Annotated in this window: 15 protein-coding genes; 10 read left to right on the top strand and 5 right to left on the bottom strand. The window is 50.1% G+C overall.

Features of this window, described 5'->3' with window-relative positions; genetic code table 11:
* The first annotated feature begins 29 nt into the window (after positions 1–29).
* The 6 genes from prmC (at position 30) to ybaK (ending at position 5,683) form a co-directional block, all read left to right on the top strand.
* On the top strand, positions 30–887 hold the full coding sequence (gene prmC, locus AC6R10_RS02375; RefSeq protein ID WP_500671339.1) for a peptide chain release factor N(5)-glutamine methyltransferase: 858 nt from the start codon (positions 30–32) through the stop codon (positions 885–887).
* A 23-nt stretch (positions 888–910) separates the two neighbouring features.
* A complete protein-coding gene (locus AC6R10_RS02370) occupies positions 911–1,294 on the top strand; it encodes a SirB2 family protein (RefSeq protein ID WP_500625738.1) in 384 nt (127 codons plus the stop codon).
* Between the two features lie 57 nt (positions 1,295–1,351).
* Positions 1,352–2,161, top strand: coding sequence for a SirB1 family protein (locus tag AC6R10_RS02365; protein WP_487903621.1), 810 nt, complete (start codon positions 1,352–1,354; stop codon positions 2,159–2,161).
* A gap of 78 nt (positions 2,162–2,239) precedes the next feature.
* A complete protein-coding gene (gene kdsA / locus AC6R10_RS02360; RefSeq protein WP_334551169.1) occupies positions 2,240–3,091 on the top strand; it encodes a 3-deoxy-8-phosphooctulonate synthase in 852 nt (283 codons plus the stop codon).
* Positions 3,092–3,470: 379 nt separating this feature from the next.
* A complete protein-coding gene (gene ushA / locus AC6R10_RS02355) occupies positions 3,471–5,132 on the top strand; it encodes a bifunctional UDP-sugar hydrolase/5'-nucleotidase UshA (protein ID WP_334551168.1) in 1,662 nt (553 codons plus the stop codon).
* Between the two features lie 74 nt (positions 5,133–5,206).
* Positions 5,207–5,683, top strand: coding sequence for a Cys-tRNA(Pro) deacylase (gene ybaK, locus AC6R10_RS02350; protein WP_334551167.1), 477 nt, complete (start codon positions 5,207–5,209; stop codon positions 5,681–5,683).
* A 7-nt stretch (positions 5,684–5,690) separates the two neighbouring features.
* Here ybaK and AC6R10_RS02345 read toward each other — a convergent pair whose 3' ends face one another.
* Entirely contained in the window at positions 5,691–6,941 is a 1,251-nt protein-coding gene (locus tag AC6R10_RS02345; protein ID WP_334551166.1) for a uracil-xanthine permease family protein, read from the bottom strand.
* 311 nt (positions 6,942–7,252) lie between these two features.
* On the opposite strand from AC6R10_RS02345, the gene AC6R10_RS02340 reads away from it, so the two are divergent.
* The gene (locus AC6R10_RS02340; protein WP_500671338.1) at positions 7,253–8,536 is read left to right on the top strand and encodes a DUF2066 domain-containing protein; all 1,284 of its coding nucleotides are present in this window, start codon (positions 7,253–7,255) and stop codon (positions 8,534–8,536) included.
* 110 nt (positions 8,537–8,646) lie between these two features.
* Here AC6R10_RS02340 and AC6R10_RS02335 read toward each other — a convergent pair whose 3' ends face one another.
* The 4 genes from AC6R10_RS02335 to bepA are packed head-to-tail and all read right to left on the bottom strand — an operon-like array spanning position 8,647 to position 11,515.
* Positions 8,647–9,087: a DUF2069 domain-containing protein gene (locus AC6R10_RS02335; protein WP_500625742.1), complete on the bottom strand. Its 441-nt coding sequence runs from the start codon at positions 9,085–9,087 to the stop codon at positions 8,647–8,649.
* 2 nt (positions 9,088–9,089) lie between these two features.
* On the bottom strand, positions 9,090–9,662 hold the full coding sequence (gene wrbA, locus AC6R10_RS02330) for an NAD(P)H:quinone oxidoreductase (RefSeq protein ID WP_500671337.1): 573 nt from the start codon (positions 9,660–9,662) through the stop codon (positions 9,090–9,092).
* Positions 9,659–10,003 (bottom strand): arsenate reductase (glutaredoxin), encoded by a 345-nt coding sequence (gene arsC / locus AC6R10_RS02325; RefSeq protein ID WP_500671336.1) that lies wholly within the window; start codon positions 10,001–10,003, stop codon positions 9,659–9,661. Before arsC ends, wrbA begins: the two co-directional genes overlap by 4 nt.
* A gap of 36 nt (positions 10,004–10,039) precedes the next feature.
* Entirely contained in the window at positions 10,040–11,515 is a 1,476-nt protein-coding gene (bepA, locus tag AC6R10_RS02320; protein ID WP_334551160.1) for a beta-barrel assembly-enhancing protease, read from the bottom strand.
* A 253-nt stretch (positions 11,516–11,768) separates the two neighbouring features.
* Between bepA and AC6R10_RS02315 the strand changes: the two genes are divergently transcribed.
* The 3 genes from AC6R10_RS02315 to AC6R10_RS02305 all read left to right on the top strand — a co-directional run bounded on the left by AC6R10_RS02315 (position 11,769) and on the right by AC6R10_RS02305 (position 15,363).
* On the top strand, positions 11,769–12,014 hold the full coding sequence (locus AC6R10_RS02315) for a sulfurtransferase TusA family protein (RefSeq protein ID WP_500632791.1): 246 nt from the start codon (positions 11,769–11,771) through the stop codon (positions 12,012–12,014).
* Positions 12,015–13,082 (top strand): AI-2E family transporter, encoded by a 1,068-nt coding sequence (locus AC6R10_RS02310; protein WP_334551158.1) that lies wholly within the window; start codon positions 12,015–12,017, stop codon positions 13,080–13,082. It begins immediately after the preceding gene.
* A 409-nt stretch (positions 13,083–13,491) separates the two neighbouring features.
* Entirely contained in the window at positions 13,492–15,363 is a 1,872-nt protein-coding gene (locus AC6R10_RS02305; RefSeq protein ID WP_500671335.1) for a methyl-accepting chemotaxis protein, read from the top strand.
* Positions 15,364–15,456 lie beyond the last annotated feature (93 nt).

The following is a 15,456-nucleotide window of genomic DNA, read 5'->3' as shown; positions in this document are numbered from 1 at the left end:
CGTTACTACGGAATGGAGATGAGCTTGATATGACGATCACCACGGTGGAACAAGCGCTTGCGCGAGCGACGCAGCAACTTGAGCAAAGCGGCAGTGAGTCGCCAGCGCTTGATGCGGCGGTACTGCTTTGCCACGCGTTGGAGAAACCGCGTTCCTTTTTGTTCACTTGGCCAGAAAAAACACTCGACGACGCGCAGCTTGCCGCTTTAGATGCGCTATTAGTGCGCCGCTGCGCGGGAGAACCTGTGGCGTATATTTTGGGTGAAAGAGAGTTTTGGTCTCTGCCACTACTGGTCTCGCCATCGACCTTGATCCCACGGCCTGATACTGAGCGTTTAGTCGAAATTGCGCTCGATAAAGCGCCAGACATTGAAGGGCCGATTCTGGACTTGGGCACAGGAACGGGCGCCATTGCCTTGGCGCTAGCCAGTGAGTGCCCTCAGCGTAAGGTATTCGGGGTTGACCTCAAGGATGACGCACGCGACTTAGCCACTCGCAACGCAGAGCGTCTTGGTATCACCAATGCTGCGTTCTTAGCGGGCAGTTGGTTCGAACCTATTGAAGCTGGTACGCAGTTTGCTTTGATTGTGTCTAATCCTCCTTATATCGAAGAGAGAGACCCACATTTGACGCAAGGTGATGTGCGGTTTGAGCCTTTGAGTGCGCTAGTGGCTGAGGATGAAGGCCTCGCAGACATCAAATGGATCGCGAGAGCGGCGCGCGAGTATTTGCTGCCCAATGGCTGGTTGATGTTTGAGCATGGGTTTGAACAAGGTAAGGCGGTGCGAGAGATTCTGCAAGCCAATGGCTATCGCCAAATCGACACCCTCAAGGATTACGGCGGCAACGATCGAGTAACCATAGGTTGCCACGTTGCTGACTCATAGAGATAAAAAATAGAGAAGAGAACATGTACGAAGGATTAAAGCATTTTCACCTATTGACCATTGCCATCAGCGCCACGTTGCTTTCGGTACGATTTGCACTGATGATGGCCAACTCAAAGCTACTCGAGAACAAGTTTCTCAAAGTGTTTCCTCACATTAATGACACCTTCTTGCTGTTGTCAGGTATTTATCTGATTGTCATCACGGGCTTCATCCCGTTCACACCAGCGGCCCCATGGTTAACAGAAAAGTTAACCTGCGTGCTGGCGTACATTGCCCTTGGTTTTTTCGCCTTGAAACTGGGCCGAAACAAACTGCTGCGCACGTTCTCCTTTTTTGGCGCGCTCGGGTGGTTGGCGATGGCGGGCAAAGTCGCCGTCACCAAAACGCCGATGTTTTTTGGTTAATCAACCAGAACGAGAGAAACACTAAGATAGACAACAAAGCAGGTGGTTAGACGAGATATGCTGGAGTTATTTGACGAAGATTTTGATGCAATGGAGCTGGTAGAAGGCGCTTTGGCATTGAATAAAGCCATCAATTCAGACACTCAAGTGGCGTGGGCAGAGGCAGAATTACTTCGTTTGGTCAAAGAGGCTGAGCTGGCGCTAAGCCACGAGTATGATGAGAAGCAACGTTTTGATGCGTTGTTGCGACTTTTCTACCATGAGTGGGGATTTCGCGGTGATCAAGATGCCTACTTCGACTCCGCTAATGCTTTTGTCGATAAAGTGCTAAAGCGGCGCAAGGGGATTCCGGTGAGTTTAGGCTCGCTGCTGCTTTATCTTGGCCGTCAACTGGACTTTCCTCTTAAGGCCGTCACGTTTCCTACCCAGTTTTTGCTCAAACTGGAGTGGTTTGGTGAGCCGGCACGTTATATCAATCCTTTTAACGGCGAGTACGTGTGTGAGCACACGTTGGGCGCTTGGTTGATAGGGCACAGCGGTCCGCTCGCGACACTCAAATCTGAACACCTTAAAGAAGCGGACAATCCAACCGTGATTGGTCGCTGGCTAGCATTGATTAAATCGGCGCTGCTGCGTGAAGAGCGCTACACTTTAGCGTTAAAATGTACCGACTTGGCGCTGACGTTTGTCCCGGATGACCCTTATGAGATCCGCGACCGTGGTTTTATCTATCAGCAGCTTGATTGTCATCAAATTGCACTCAATGATTATCAATATTTTATTGACCAATGCCCTGATGACCCTGCGTCTGAGCTGCTCAAGAGCCAAGTTAACGCGATGAGCGATACGCGCGTCACTTTACACTAGCGCTAGGCGGTGTTTGCCGCCAACGCACACAAACCACTGTGGTTGTTAAGCGCAGTGACTAAATAAAGAGAGAACAAAATGGAACAGAAAATCGTTCAGGTTGGCGATATCCCCGTTGCCAACGACAAGCCGTTTACCCTATTTGCGGGCATGAATGTGCTCGAGTCGCGCGATCTTGCGATGCAAATCTGTGAGCACTACGTGAAGGTTACTGACAAACTCGGCATTCCTTACGTATTTAAAGCCTCTTTTGATAAGGCCAACCGAAGCTCGGTACACTCTTACCGTGGTCCAGGTCTAGAAGAGGGCATGAAGATTTTCCAAGAGCTCAAAGAGACATTTGGCGTAAAAATTATCACGGATGTGCACACCGAAGCGCAAGCTCAGCCTGTTGCCGATGTGGTTGATGTTATTCAGTTGCCTGCGTTTCTTGCGCGTCAAACCGATCTCGTGCAAGCGATGGCGAAAACGGGCGCTGTCATCAATGTCAAGAAACCGCAATTTATGAGTCCAGGTCAAGTGGGCAATATCGTCGAGAAATTTGCTGAGTGTGGCAATGAGCAGGTGATTTTGTGTGAGCGTGGCTCTTGCCACGGCTACGACAACTTGGTGGTGGATATGTTGGGTTTTGGCGTTATGAAAAAAGCCTCCAACGGTAGCCCGATTATTTTCGATGTGACCCATTCATTGCAGATGCGTGACCCGTCTGGCGCGGCATCTGGTGGTCGTCGTGAGCAAACGGTCGAACTTGCGAAAGCTGGTCTTGCAACCGGTATCGCCGGTTTGTTTATCGAGGCTCACCCCGATCCAGATAAGGCGCGTTGCGATGGTCCTTCTGCGCTGCCGCTAGATAAACTGGAACCATTCTTGGCGCAAATGAAAGCCCTTGATGATTTGATTAAAGGTTTTGCGCCGATCGACATTAAATAGTCTGTCGCGAAAAACATCGATTAAGCCAGCATCTGCTGGCTTTTTTCGTTTATTGGCGGTGAACGTTGGACAATGGGTGAAAAACTGTTGGTTAAACGCTTTCTGTCGCAAAATCAAGCTTGGGAGACCATCAATAAGCTAAACGTTTGCCTGTGATCGCTTGATGCGGCCAATGAAAACTCTGTGGTTTGTTTCATCCTTTCAAGCGAAATAAAGTGATCTATACATCATAAATATGAAAACAGACTGTTGCGCAAAAACCCTTAATTTAAACTAGTTCAAGTTTTACTGTTCTCAGAGCCGTTTTTTGACTCCGTTTAACTCGTTGAGAGCACAGTAATTTCGGCAGTGGAAACCCCCAAGTTCAAAAGGTATGACAATGAAGCAACGCCTGATCGTAAAAAGCGCTATAAGCGCAGCAATTCTGGCAACTCTGGCTGGCTGTGCCACCGCACCGCAGCACGAGTGGGAAGCAGACACAACGTACAAGCTCACCGTCCTTCACACCAATGACCATCACGGTCGTTTTTGGCAGAACAAATACGGCGAGTATGGGATGGCCGCGCGTAAAACTCTGATCGATGAGTTGCGTGCCGATATCACCGCACAAGGCGGCAGTGTGTTGCTGTTGTCTGGTGGTGACATCAACACTGGCGTGCCAGAATCTGACTTGCAAGACGCGGAGCCCGATTTCAAAGGCATGAGCAAAATCGGCTATGATGCGATGGCGCTTGGTAACCACGAGTTTGATAACCCACTTGAGGTGTTGTTCAAGCAAAAAGAGTGGGCCAACTTCCCAATGCTGTCCGCCAACATCTACGACAAAGCAACGGGCGAGCGTATGTTCCAGGCATACCAGATGTTCAATAAGCAAGGTATTAAGATTGCCGTCATCGGTTTAACCACCGAAGATACGGCGAAAATCGGTAACCCAGAGTTTATTGGTGGCATCGATTTCCGCGACCCGAAAGAAGAAGCGAAGAAGCTGATCGCTGAGCTACAAGAAACAGAAAAGCCAGATCTGATTTTCGCTGTGACTCACATGGGCCACTACGAAGATGGTAAGCGTGGCGTGAACGCACCGGGTGATGTGGCTCTGGCTCGTTACCTAGATGAAGGTTCTCTGGATATGATTGTAGGTGGTCACTCCCAGGAACCAGTCTGTATGGAAGCGCCAAATGTAGTGAAGAAAAACTTCGCGCCATCCGATGAGTGTAAACCGGACATGCAAAACGGCACTTACATCGTCCAAGCGCACGAATGGGGCAAATACGTCGGTCGCGCGGACTATGAGTTTCGTAACGGTGAACTGCAGATGGTCAGCTACGACCTGATACCGGTCAACTTGAAGAAAAAAGTCAAAGTGGATGGCGAATCAAAACGCGTCTTTATCGAAGACGAGATTGCCGAAGACAGCGAACTGCTCGAGTTTTTGCGTCCTTACCAAGAGCAAGGTCAAGCTCAGTTGAATGTGAAGATCGCAGAGACCAATGGCAAGCTGGAAGGGGATCGTAATGTGGTTCGTTTCCAACAGACCAACTTAGGCCGCTTAATCGCGACCTCGCACATGCAACGCGCCAAAGCGGATTTTGCTGTGATGAACTCAGGTGGCGTGCGTGACTCGATTGAAGGCGGTGACGTGACCTACAAAGACGTGCTAACGGTTCAGCCGTTTGCCAACATTTTGACCTACACCGATATGTCTGGCCAAGAAGTGTTGGATTACCTCAACGTTGTGGCGACCAAGCCAGTGGATTCTGGCGCTTACGCTCAGTTTGCTGGCATTTCAATGACGGTGGAAAACGGTGAAGTGTCAAACGTGTTTATCGGTGGTAAACAGCTGCGTCTTGACGGAACTTACCGCTTCACAGTACCAAGCTACAATGCTGCAGGGGGCGATGGCTATCCTAAGCTGACGGACCACCCAGGTCACGTCAATACGGGCTTTGTTGATGCAGAAGTGCTCAAAGACTACCTAGAGGCGAACAGCCCAGTAGATGTAAACCAATACGCACCAGCAGGTGAGATGGTCTACAAGTAATTGACCTAACAAGCTAAATCTTATTAACTGAATGCGCAGCCTAGAGCTGCGCTTTTTTTATTCTCGGAGTGTGTATGACCCCAGCCATCAATCTTGCTAAAAAACACAAAATTCCTCATCAAATACACCAGTATCAGCACGACGCGCGTGCCGAGAGTTACGGGCTCGAAGCCGCACAAGCATTAGGGCAAGATCCCAATAGCGTGTTTAAAACTCTACTGTTTTCACTCAATGGTGAGGCGAAAAACCTCGCTGTCGCTGTGATACCTGTTAACCAAAAACTCAATTTGAAGCAGGCGGCAAAAGCGGCAAAGGCTAAAAAAGCAGAGATGGCCGATCCGGCTATTGCGCAAACAGTGACAGGGTATATTGTGGGCGGAATCAGCCCGCTCGGGCAAAAGAAGCGATTGGCGACGTTTATCCATCAAAGTGCGTTGGAGCGTGAAACGATCTGTGTCAGTGCAGGTAAGCGAGGGTTGGAAATCGAATTGGCGGCGCAAGATTTGGCAAAACTGACCCAAGGCCAGTTTGCCAATCTTTGTGAAGGGTGAGCGTGGATTAGCGCGCTTCTTCCTCTTCCATTTGTGCGTTGTCGACGACGTGGTTTTCACCCAGGTCTTTTGGAAGAACCAGATTTAGCACAATCGCGACGATACCACATAGGCTCACGCCTTGGAGACTGAACTCACCGATGCCAAACGCCATACCACCAATACCGAAGACTAAGGTAATGGCAACGATGACGAGGTTACGAGATTTGTGCAAATCGACGTGATTTTTGATTAAGGTGTTCAATCCTACGGTCGCAATTGAGCCAAACAACAGAATCATGATACCGCCCATCACTGGCATAGGGATGGTTTGCAGCGCAGCGCCAAGCTTGCCGACCAACGCTAGGACAATAGCCGTCACTGCAGCGTAGGTCATAATCACAGGGTTGAAGGCTTTGGTCAGCATGACTGCACCTGTCACCTCAGAGTAGGTGGTGTTGGGTGGCGCACCAAACAGTGATGCCGCCATCGTCGCGACCCCGTCCCCTGCAATCGTGCGATGAAGGCCGGGCTTTTTCAGGTAGTCTTTTCCGGTGACGTTTGAAATGGCCAGCATGTCCCCAACGTGCTCCACCGCTGGCGCGATGGCAACGGGAATCATAAATAGAATGGCGTTAATGTTAAATTCAGGCGCCGTGAAGTTTGGTAGCGCAAACCATGCCGCTTCTTTAACGGGCGTGAAATCGACAATGCCGTAGCCTAAGCTCAGGCAGTATCCCACCACAATACCACCCAAAATAGGCGTGAGCTTGAGGAAGCCTTTGGCAAAGACACTCAGTAGAATCGTTGTGAGCAGTGAAACAGAAGAGATCACTAGCGCCGCTTGTCCATCAATCAGTTGCGTGCCATCGCCCCCTTTACCCAGTGCCATATTGACGGCGACGGGCGCCAATCCAAGACCAATCACCATAATGACCGGCCCAACCACAACGGGAGGCAGCAATTTATGGATAATCTCAACCCCACGAAGTTTGATTAGACCACCCAGTGCAACATACACAAGACCAGCGGCCATCAAACCACCCATAGTGGCTGGTACACCCCAAGTTTGTACTCCGTAAAGGATAGGGGCGATAAAAGCGAAGGAGGAGGCGAGGAAGATAGGAACAGAGCGGCGAGTCATTAATTGAAAGAGTAAGGTACCAAGGCCAGCACCGAAGAGGGCAACGCTAGGGTCGAGCCCCGTCAGCAGCGGGACGAGAACCAGGGCCCCAAATGCAACAAACAGCATTTGTGCGCCTTGAATGGCATTTTTCATGTCGTCATTCCTTTGTAAAGCGGATAGTTTCGGTCTAGTACATAGCGATAGAGCATGGGTACTAAAAATAAAATCGCGAGATTTTAACATTAAAGCAAACGATTGCAATCTGAGCTTGATCAAATATTGCTCGTTTGGATAGGCAGGTGAACCGCGTTTACTCCGTGCGTTGCTATTTCACTTTGAGCGTTGCTACGAGGAGAGTGTTAGCCATATCGCGCTTGCTGCTGCCAACCGACCGGGAAAGTTGCCCCACAGAGGATAGTTGCTTATCATCGCTGTTTATGAATTCGATTAGATGTAGGAAATGTATGCGCCGTTTAGCTTTACTCGCGCTCGGACTGATGGGTTTGCCAGCGATGGCCCTGACCAATGTGGATCTTTACCGAGCTGAAATCGTCATCGATCAAAGCGAGAATAACGCCGATACCCGAGCTCGTGAAGCTGGGATGAAGCAAGTCATCATTCGCGCGTCTGGCGATCCGCAAGCTGCGGATAACGAAGTCGTCAAGAAGGCCCTCTCTCAGAGCGCTCAGTACGTTTCTCAACTCGGCTACGGCAAAATCGGTGAGGAGACCTCACTGCGTATGTCGTTTAGCGGCCCTCATATTCGTTCTCTACTCAGTCAAGCGCAATTGCCGCTTTGGCCAGCAACACGTGCGAACGTTTTAGTCTGGATGGTGGAAGAGACGCCCTACGATCGCACCATCATCTGGGAGCATTCTCGCTCTGAGACACTGGTCAACTTGCAGCAGCAAGCGCGAGAGCGAGGCTTGCCCGTGACCGTACCGGTTGGCGATTTTGATGACGTTACCGGAGTGGCTGTCTCAGACTTGTGGGGCGGCTTTATTCAGCCAGTGGGTCAAGCGAGTCAGCGCTACCCGGTTGATGCCGTCCTAGTGGTGAAAGTGCAAGGCGAATCATTACGTTGGACGTTATACGATCAAAAGCCGGCAACTATAGGGGTGACTCGTCAAGCACCGATCAGCGGCGCCAATAATGGTGCAGATGCGGCGAATAAAATGATCAACCAAATCAGCGATTACTACGCGAAAAAGAGTGCGGTGCTGGTGGCGAGTGAGTCTTCTGAGTCCGTGAAAGCACGCTTTATCGAACTCAATGATGCGATGGGCTTTTTCCAACTTGAGAATAAACTCAAGGCACTGAGCTCAGTCGCCTCGTTAGACATCATCAAAATTCAAGGCAATCAGGTGACGTTTGATGTCCACTTGCTTGCCAGTGTTGAAGAGTTTGAGCAGCAGGTCTCTGCACTCGAAGTGACGCAACTGGAGACCCAGTTTATTCAAACTGAACCCGAGGTAGGGGAGCTCACGCCAACGTTGCCCGCGCAAGGCAGCGATGAGCTCAATCAGCCTAGCGATACGACGACCGATTCAACTCTTGTGGCGACAGAGAGCTCGCTGGCGGTTTCAGCCCCGCTTATTCAGACTGAAACGGTGCTGCTTTTCCAGTGGCAAGGTAAACCGTATCAACCTGAGCCGCTACTGATTCAGCCAGACAGTGACGTCTCTGCCAACGAAGCAGTGGCAGAGACTGAAGGTGTGGAGATGGAACCTATTGAGGTAGTAGAGTAAACCACATCAAGATTTGAGATGAGAAAGGGGCTGGATGATCCGCCCCTTTTGTCGTTTTTTACCTGGAGTATAAGGGTGAGTTGGCTAGATGGGTGACCATCAGCGTGACCTTATCCCTCAGACTTATCTTCAGCACCGAACTTAGCACGCTCTTCTTTTTCCACTTTGGACAATCTTTTTAGTTTCATGCCCAATTCTTGTCCCCGTGCTCGTGCATAAAGGATGTTGCCAGCAAACGCGAGACTGGTGAGTAGCAGTTCAACCAGTGCTAAATAACGTTCGCCGTCGTCAATCCAAAGGATGGTCAAAGCGTGTAGGAAGTAGAGCATTAAAACAAAGTTTGCCCATGCGTGTGTATACGGTTTGCCGGCCAAGATCCCTGGCATAGGCAGCAGCAGTGGGATAGCCCAAGCAATCGCGAGTGTGGTGCTGTTGAGGTGAGGGTGAGGCGATAACGATAATTGCCACAGTCCAATCCAAGCGAGCAGCGCCAGATTGCCAAGCAGCGCCATGAAACGGTATCGTTTTGTGGTCGCTTGCATCTCTTGCATGGTTAGAGTTCCTTTAATTGACGTGCGCAGCGGGCCAGACGTTTGCCGACTTGCTGAGCTAATGCTATTTCGTCTTGCGACAAGGTGCGTGGTTGATGTGTCGTGACCGCACTGGCGCCATAAGGCGTGCCCCCAGAGCGTGTGGTATGCAGAGCTGGTTCAGAATAAGGAATCCCCAAAATTAACATCCCATGGTGCAGTAGCGGTAACATCATAGACTGCAAGGTGGTTTCTTGGCCGCCGTGCATGGATGAGGATGCGGTGAAGACACAAGCGGGCTTATCAATCAGATCGCCCGCTAGCCATAATGGTGTCGTCGTATCCCAAAAGTGCTTTAACGCGCCAGCCATATTGCCAAACCATACAGGGCTGCCCATCGCCAGCCCCGCGCAGTTTTTCAACTCGTCCAGAGTAATAATGGGATCGAGGGGATCATCGCCGCTCTCTATCTCGTTGACGGTGCGAAGCAACGCTTCACAACCGTCAATCGACTCAATGCCTCGCGCAATCTGCTGTGCGAGAGAGCGGGTTGCACCGTGCCGACTGTAGTAGAGGACAATCAGGCGGCAGCTCATAGTAGCTCAAGCACCTGCTCTGGTGGTCGGCCATGTTTGGCATGACCGTTGTTGACAACAATAGGTCGCTCAATCAACTTCGGATGTTCCGCCATTGCGCGAAACAGGGTTTCATCGTCGGCATCGGCCAGTTGCAGCTCTTTGTAAATCTCTTCTTTGGTGCGCATCATGTCACGAACTTCAGAGAAGCCGAGTTGGCTAAAGAGCGTCTTGAGTTCATCGACACTTGGGGTTTGCTCAAGATATTTGACGATGTGTGGCTCAACACCGTTTTCTTCCAATAGCGCCAGTGTTTGACGGCTTTTTGAGCAGCGAGGGTTGTGATAAATCACGACAGACATAGTCTTTCTCCATTATTGTTATCGTTAGAACTTGTGTTATTGCAGCGCCATAAAGCGATCACGCTGAATCATAAGTTGGTCAATGCGTGCATCGTATCTCGCCTGTTTTAGGCTGCCAAGGTCAGCGAGTTGGCTGGCTTGGGTGTAGTACTGAATCGCTTTGTTCCAGTTGGCTTTCAGCGCCAAAATCTCCGCACGCGCGGCCAAATCTTCGTCACTGTACCCTAAGTGAATGCTGGCTTCCGAGAGCAAGTGCCATCCGTTGACATCATTTGGGTTGTCGTGGGTATAGCGCTGCAATACTTTGGACGCGTCTTGATTCTTATCCATTTGCATCAAGACGTTGGCGTAGTTGATGGTCAGGACGGGGTTGTTTGGCGTTGCTTTCAGAGCTTGCTCTAACAGCGTTTTGGCTTTCTCGGGTGTTTTTTGCGCGATATAGAGATCGCTCATCGCATCGAGATAAAAATGATTGTTCGGCTGCTGCTTGTACAGCTCATGCAGGGTTTTGCTCGCTTCGTCGAGTTGGTTGTTGTCCATTTGTACTAGGGCTCGACCGTATTGGAATGCGCGTTTAATCTCGGGCTCTGCTTTTGCTTCGGTGCGCTCAAACCAATCGAGTGCCGCTTTCGAACTGATACCCGCATAGCGGGCGACGATACGCGCACGCGCTAAATGATAATCGAGTGACGAATCGACCCGTCTCGCCGGATAGTTTTGCGCACGAGCTCGGCTATCGGTGATGCGATCTTCAGGTAAAGGGTGAGTGAGCAGCATTGGCGGTGGCGTACTCGCGTAACGGTACTCATCCGCTAAGCGACTGAAAAAGCGTGGCATGGCGTTGACGTCAAACCCCGCTTTCGCCAGAGTGGCGATGCCAAAGCGATCCGCTTCTTTTTCGTTCGAACGCGTGTAGTTGATTTGGCCCTGCATGCTGCCTGCCGTTGTCGCCGTAATGGCCGCAATTCCCGCTTCTGGCGCCGCAATCGCAAGTAGAAGTGCTCCCGCGAGAGCCGCCATGGTGGCAGGTGAACGTCTGGCTTGATCTTCCATACTGCGCGCTAAGTGACGCTGCGTGACGTGGGCGATTTCGTGCGCCACGACGGAGGCGAGTTCACTTTCGCTCTGTGCATGCAAAAATAATCCGCTGTGTAACGCGACATATCCACCGAAGAAGGCAAAGGCGTTGATGTTGCGGTCGCGGATCATAAAAAAGGTGAAGGGGGTTTTCACATCGTCCGCATTCGCCACCAATCGATGGCCTAAAGCGTCGATATATTCGTTGAGAACTGGGTCATTGACGATCGGCTGGCCGTTTCTCAACATGCGCATGTAGGCGTCGCCGTATTGCATCTCTTGCGCAATCGTCAAGGTGCCACTGGCGGCCGTACCAATGTCGGGCAAGTCTATTGTGTTGGCATACACAGGTGTAACAGGGCCGAAGCTGGCGGTAGATGTCCCTAAAACAGTCGCTACACACAAGCAAACGATAGAACGCGTACGTTTAAGCATAAATTTCCTGAAATGCTCCGTGGATATTGTCTCGACAGCAAGCTGAGCTGCACTTACTGCTTGGACACCGAGTTTTGCGGTTGGTTTCGAGTGCAATGTCTCGGTGGTCTCCCTGTGTTACCCTTCATTCTCTTAGTTGGTTGAGGGAGAGTCAAATAGCGGTCAAAGTTTGCCTGGCCGCCTCTATTTACACTGTCTCTTTTAAAAAAACACTATACAATACTTCACGATATAATATGCATCGAGCGGAAGAATGGAACCCAATATTTTGGATCTGCGCCAGGAGCGGTGCCCGATGGCGCTGTTATTAGCCAAACGTTACCTCACATCGCTTCATGAGCAGAGTTCAGCATCACTTCTTACCTCTGACCCGCAATCGCTGAAGGATATTCAGCGTTTTGTTACGGCGAAAGGGTGGCAACATGACTGCCAACCCCAAGAAGGCCACTTTGCTTTGCATGTTACTCTTTGTCTAGATGTCACAAGGGAAAACAGTTAAATGCTCGAAATGATCAATCGCTGGTACAAGCGACGCTTCTCTGATCCTCATGCCGTGAGCCTAGTGGCCATACTGCTCTTTGGTTTTATTACTATCTACTTTTTCGGCAACTTGATTGCGCCTTTGTTGGTGGCGATCGTGTTGGCTTATTTACTGGAATGGCCGGTCAATCAGTTGACCCGAGTTGGGCTGCCCCGCACCTTATCGGTGGTGGTGGTGATTCTGGGCTTTATCAGCATTATGCTGGTGGCTGTATTTGGTCTGGTACCAACGATTTGGCAACAGGTCGGCAACCTCATCAATGATATTCCCACCATGTATGTCGGTTTACAAAAAGTCATTGCTGAGTTGCCTAAGCGCTATCCAGAACTTGAGAATTTCCAGATCGTCGAATCTCTGGTGAGCAACACGAAAAATCAAGTATTGGGAATGGGAGAAAGTGTTGTCAAAGGGTCGTTGGCCTCTTTGGTGAGCTTGGCCACATTGGCTGTGTATTTGGTTCTCGTGCCACTATTGGTGTTTTTCCTATTGAAAGATAAGCAAGAGATGCTAGAGATGGCCAGTGGCGTACTGCCGAGAAATCGTCGTCTCGCCAACAAAGTGTGGCTTGAGATGAATGAGCAGATCTCCAACTACATTCGCGGCAAAGTGATGGAAATCCTGATTGTGGGTGGCGTGAGCTACATTACGTTTGCGATTTTGGATCTGCGCTACGCGGTGTTATTGGCGGTGTCTGTCGGGCTTTCTGTGCTCATTCCTTATATTGGCGCGGCTGCCGTTACCTTGCCAGTGGCTATGGTCGGATTGTTCCAATGGGGATTCACACCACAATTCTACTGGCTGCTGTTGGCTTACGGCATAATCCAAGCGTTAGATGGCAATGTGTTGGTTCCGGTTCTGTTTTCTGAAGCGGTCAACTTACATCCGGTGGCGATCATCGTTGCTGTTTTAGTCTTTGGCGGATTGTGGGGTTTTTGGGGGGTCTTCTTCGCGATTCCTCTGGCCACTTTGGTTAAAGCGGTATGGCGTGCTCTTCCGAGCAGTGAAGAAGAGAATATTATTTCTTAGTAAGTCGTCAGTTGTCGGTGAAATAACGCCGCTAGAGTTAAAACTCTAGCGGCGTTATTTTTTATGCACTATTCATATTAGTGGCAGAATTTTATTCGATAAAATCTCGATATTGCCAAGGGAGGTGTGCCGAACAAACCCAATATGGACGAGGCGAGGTTGCATAAGGGCTAGGTGACAAAAAAGTCGACTAGTACTTTTGAATTATCTGGTTTATGCAGCTAGATTTATACAGTCAGGTAGGAGTTGCCTGATAGAGCGATGAAATATTGAAAGGTTGAGTGAAAAAATTCACTCTTTTTGTTTACAAGCTATCGTTTCTATAAGAATTTACTCAAGTCAACGTCAGCACAGTCGATAGATATAACTACAATAATACGAACGACCTATACATTTTTCGAGGGAAGTTATGAGATTTAGTCAAAAGATTGTCGCCGCATCGTCCGCGCTGCTATTTGTGACGGTCGCCCTGTTGTCCGTCCAGCAACTGTCCATTGTGAAAAACGAAGTCGAGGAGCTGGTGGATGTCAGCTTGAGCGAAATCGTTAACGGCGTAAGAAACACGGTGGTGTCCGAGATGGAAGCGAAAAAATCGTTGGCCCGTTCGTCGACTGAAGTGTTGCAGTTAGACCCATTCAATAAAGCACGCGTGAGTGAGATCCTTGAGCAGCCCAATTTAAAATCGAGCTTTCTTGCTGTGGGATATGGTTATGAGTCCGATGGGTCTCTGGTAGAAAATGACGATGGCTGGGAAGCCGACTCAAGTTATGACCCTCGCGTTCGTCCTTGGTATAAAGATGCAAAAGCCAAAGGGGCGTTGATTGTCACCGCGCCATACGTGGATGTCTCATCGAAGAAAGTGATTATCTCGATCGGCACGCCAGTGAAAGAAAACGGCAAAATGGTTGCCGGTATGTTCTATGACATGGAACTGGGCGGCTTGGCGGATTTGGTCAACAAAGCCAATCTGCATGATGCGGGTTACCTGTTTATTATCTCAGGTGATGGTACGACGATTGCCCACCCTAACTCGGACTTTAACGGTGAGAACTTATCGACCTATCTGCCTGAAGTGAGGCTTCAAGAGGGCGAACAGCGCATCACGCAAGACGGTAAAGATTTCCTTATTCAATTGGCGCATGTTCCTAGTGAAAACTGGTACATCGGCGCGATTGTCGATGAAAGCATCGCGTTTAAAGCCATCAGCGATATGCGTAATAGCTCGATCATTTACGTGATTATCGGTGTGGTGCTGAGTATTCTTGGCCTGACCTTCCTCATCAAAGTGTTGATGCGCCCACTAGGGACACTCAATGCGGCGATTCAAGATGTGGCATCTGGGCAAGGGGATTTGACCAAGCGTCTTGATACTAACACAGATAAAGAGTTCGCCGAGCTTGCGCATGGCTTTAACCAGTTCACGGAAACGTTGCAGAAACAGATTCAACAATCGAAAGCGATCGGTGCAGAGATTCTACGCGGCACAGAGATGACCGTTCAAGGCTCGCACGAATCTGCCGAAGCAATGCGCAGTCAGTTACAAGAGCTTGAACAGTTGGCGACCGCGATGAATGAGATGGCGGTCACTGCGACGGAAGTAGCCAACAATGCACAAGGTGCTGCGGCTGCCGCGCGTGAGGCCGATGAAGCAACGCTTGATGGTACCTCGGTGGTGAGTGACACCACAGCCTCTATCGACATGCTTTCTGCTCGCATCGATCAAGCGGTTGAAGAAGTGCAAGGGCTCGAGTCGGCGACGGCCAACATTGAGACCATTTTGAAGGTCATCAATGACATTGCCGATCAAACCAACCTATTGGCACTGAACGCCGCGATTGAGGCTGCGCGTGCTGGTGAGTCGGGACGTGGGTTTGCGGTCGTAGCGGATGAAGTTCGAACTCTGGCGCAAAGAACCCAAGAGTCAACGACCGAGATCCGCAACATGATTGAGCAGCTACAAGCGGGTGCGAGCTCAGTGTCGGCCGCCATGAACGAAAGTAAAGCGACCGCGGTCGATGCCGTAGACAAAGCGCAAGCGGCCGATGGTGCACTGCAACGTATTCGTGATGCGATTCAGCGAATCTCGGATATGAATATGCAAATTGCGTCGGCGGCTGAGCAGCAGAGCTTGGTAGCAGAAGAGATCAACAGCAACACAGTGAAAATCAAAGACCTCTCGACACAGGTGACCAACGCGTCAGAGGAGGCCAGTATTGCCATGCAGGTTCAAACAGAGAACGTGCGAGAGCAAGACGCAATTCTCAACAAGTTCATTGTGTAGTTCCTACCTTTGATAGTAAAAATGCCAGCATTTCTGCTGGCATTTTTGTCTCTGTAATTCTGTCTATCCCACTTTTTCACGGTAAGGCGCGAT

The sequence above is a fragment of the Vibrio sp. R12-SG2-ISO1 genome (assembly GCF_059834045.1).
Note: the sequence above shows the minus strand (reverse complement) of the source record. Positions and strands in the feature narration are given on the sequence as shown.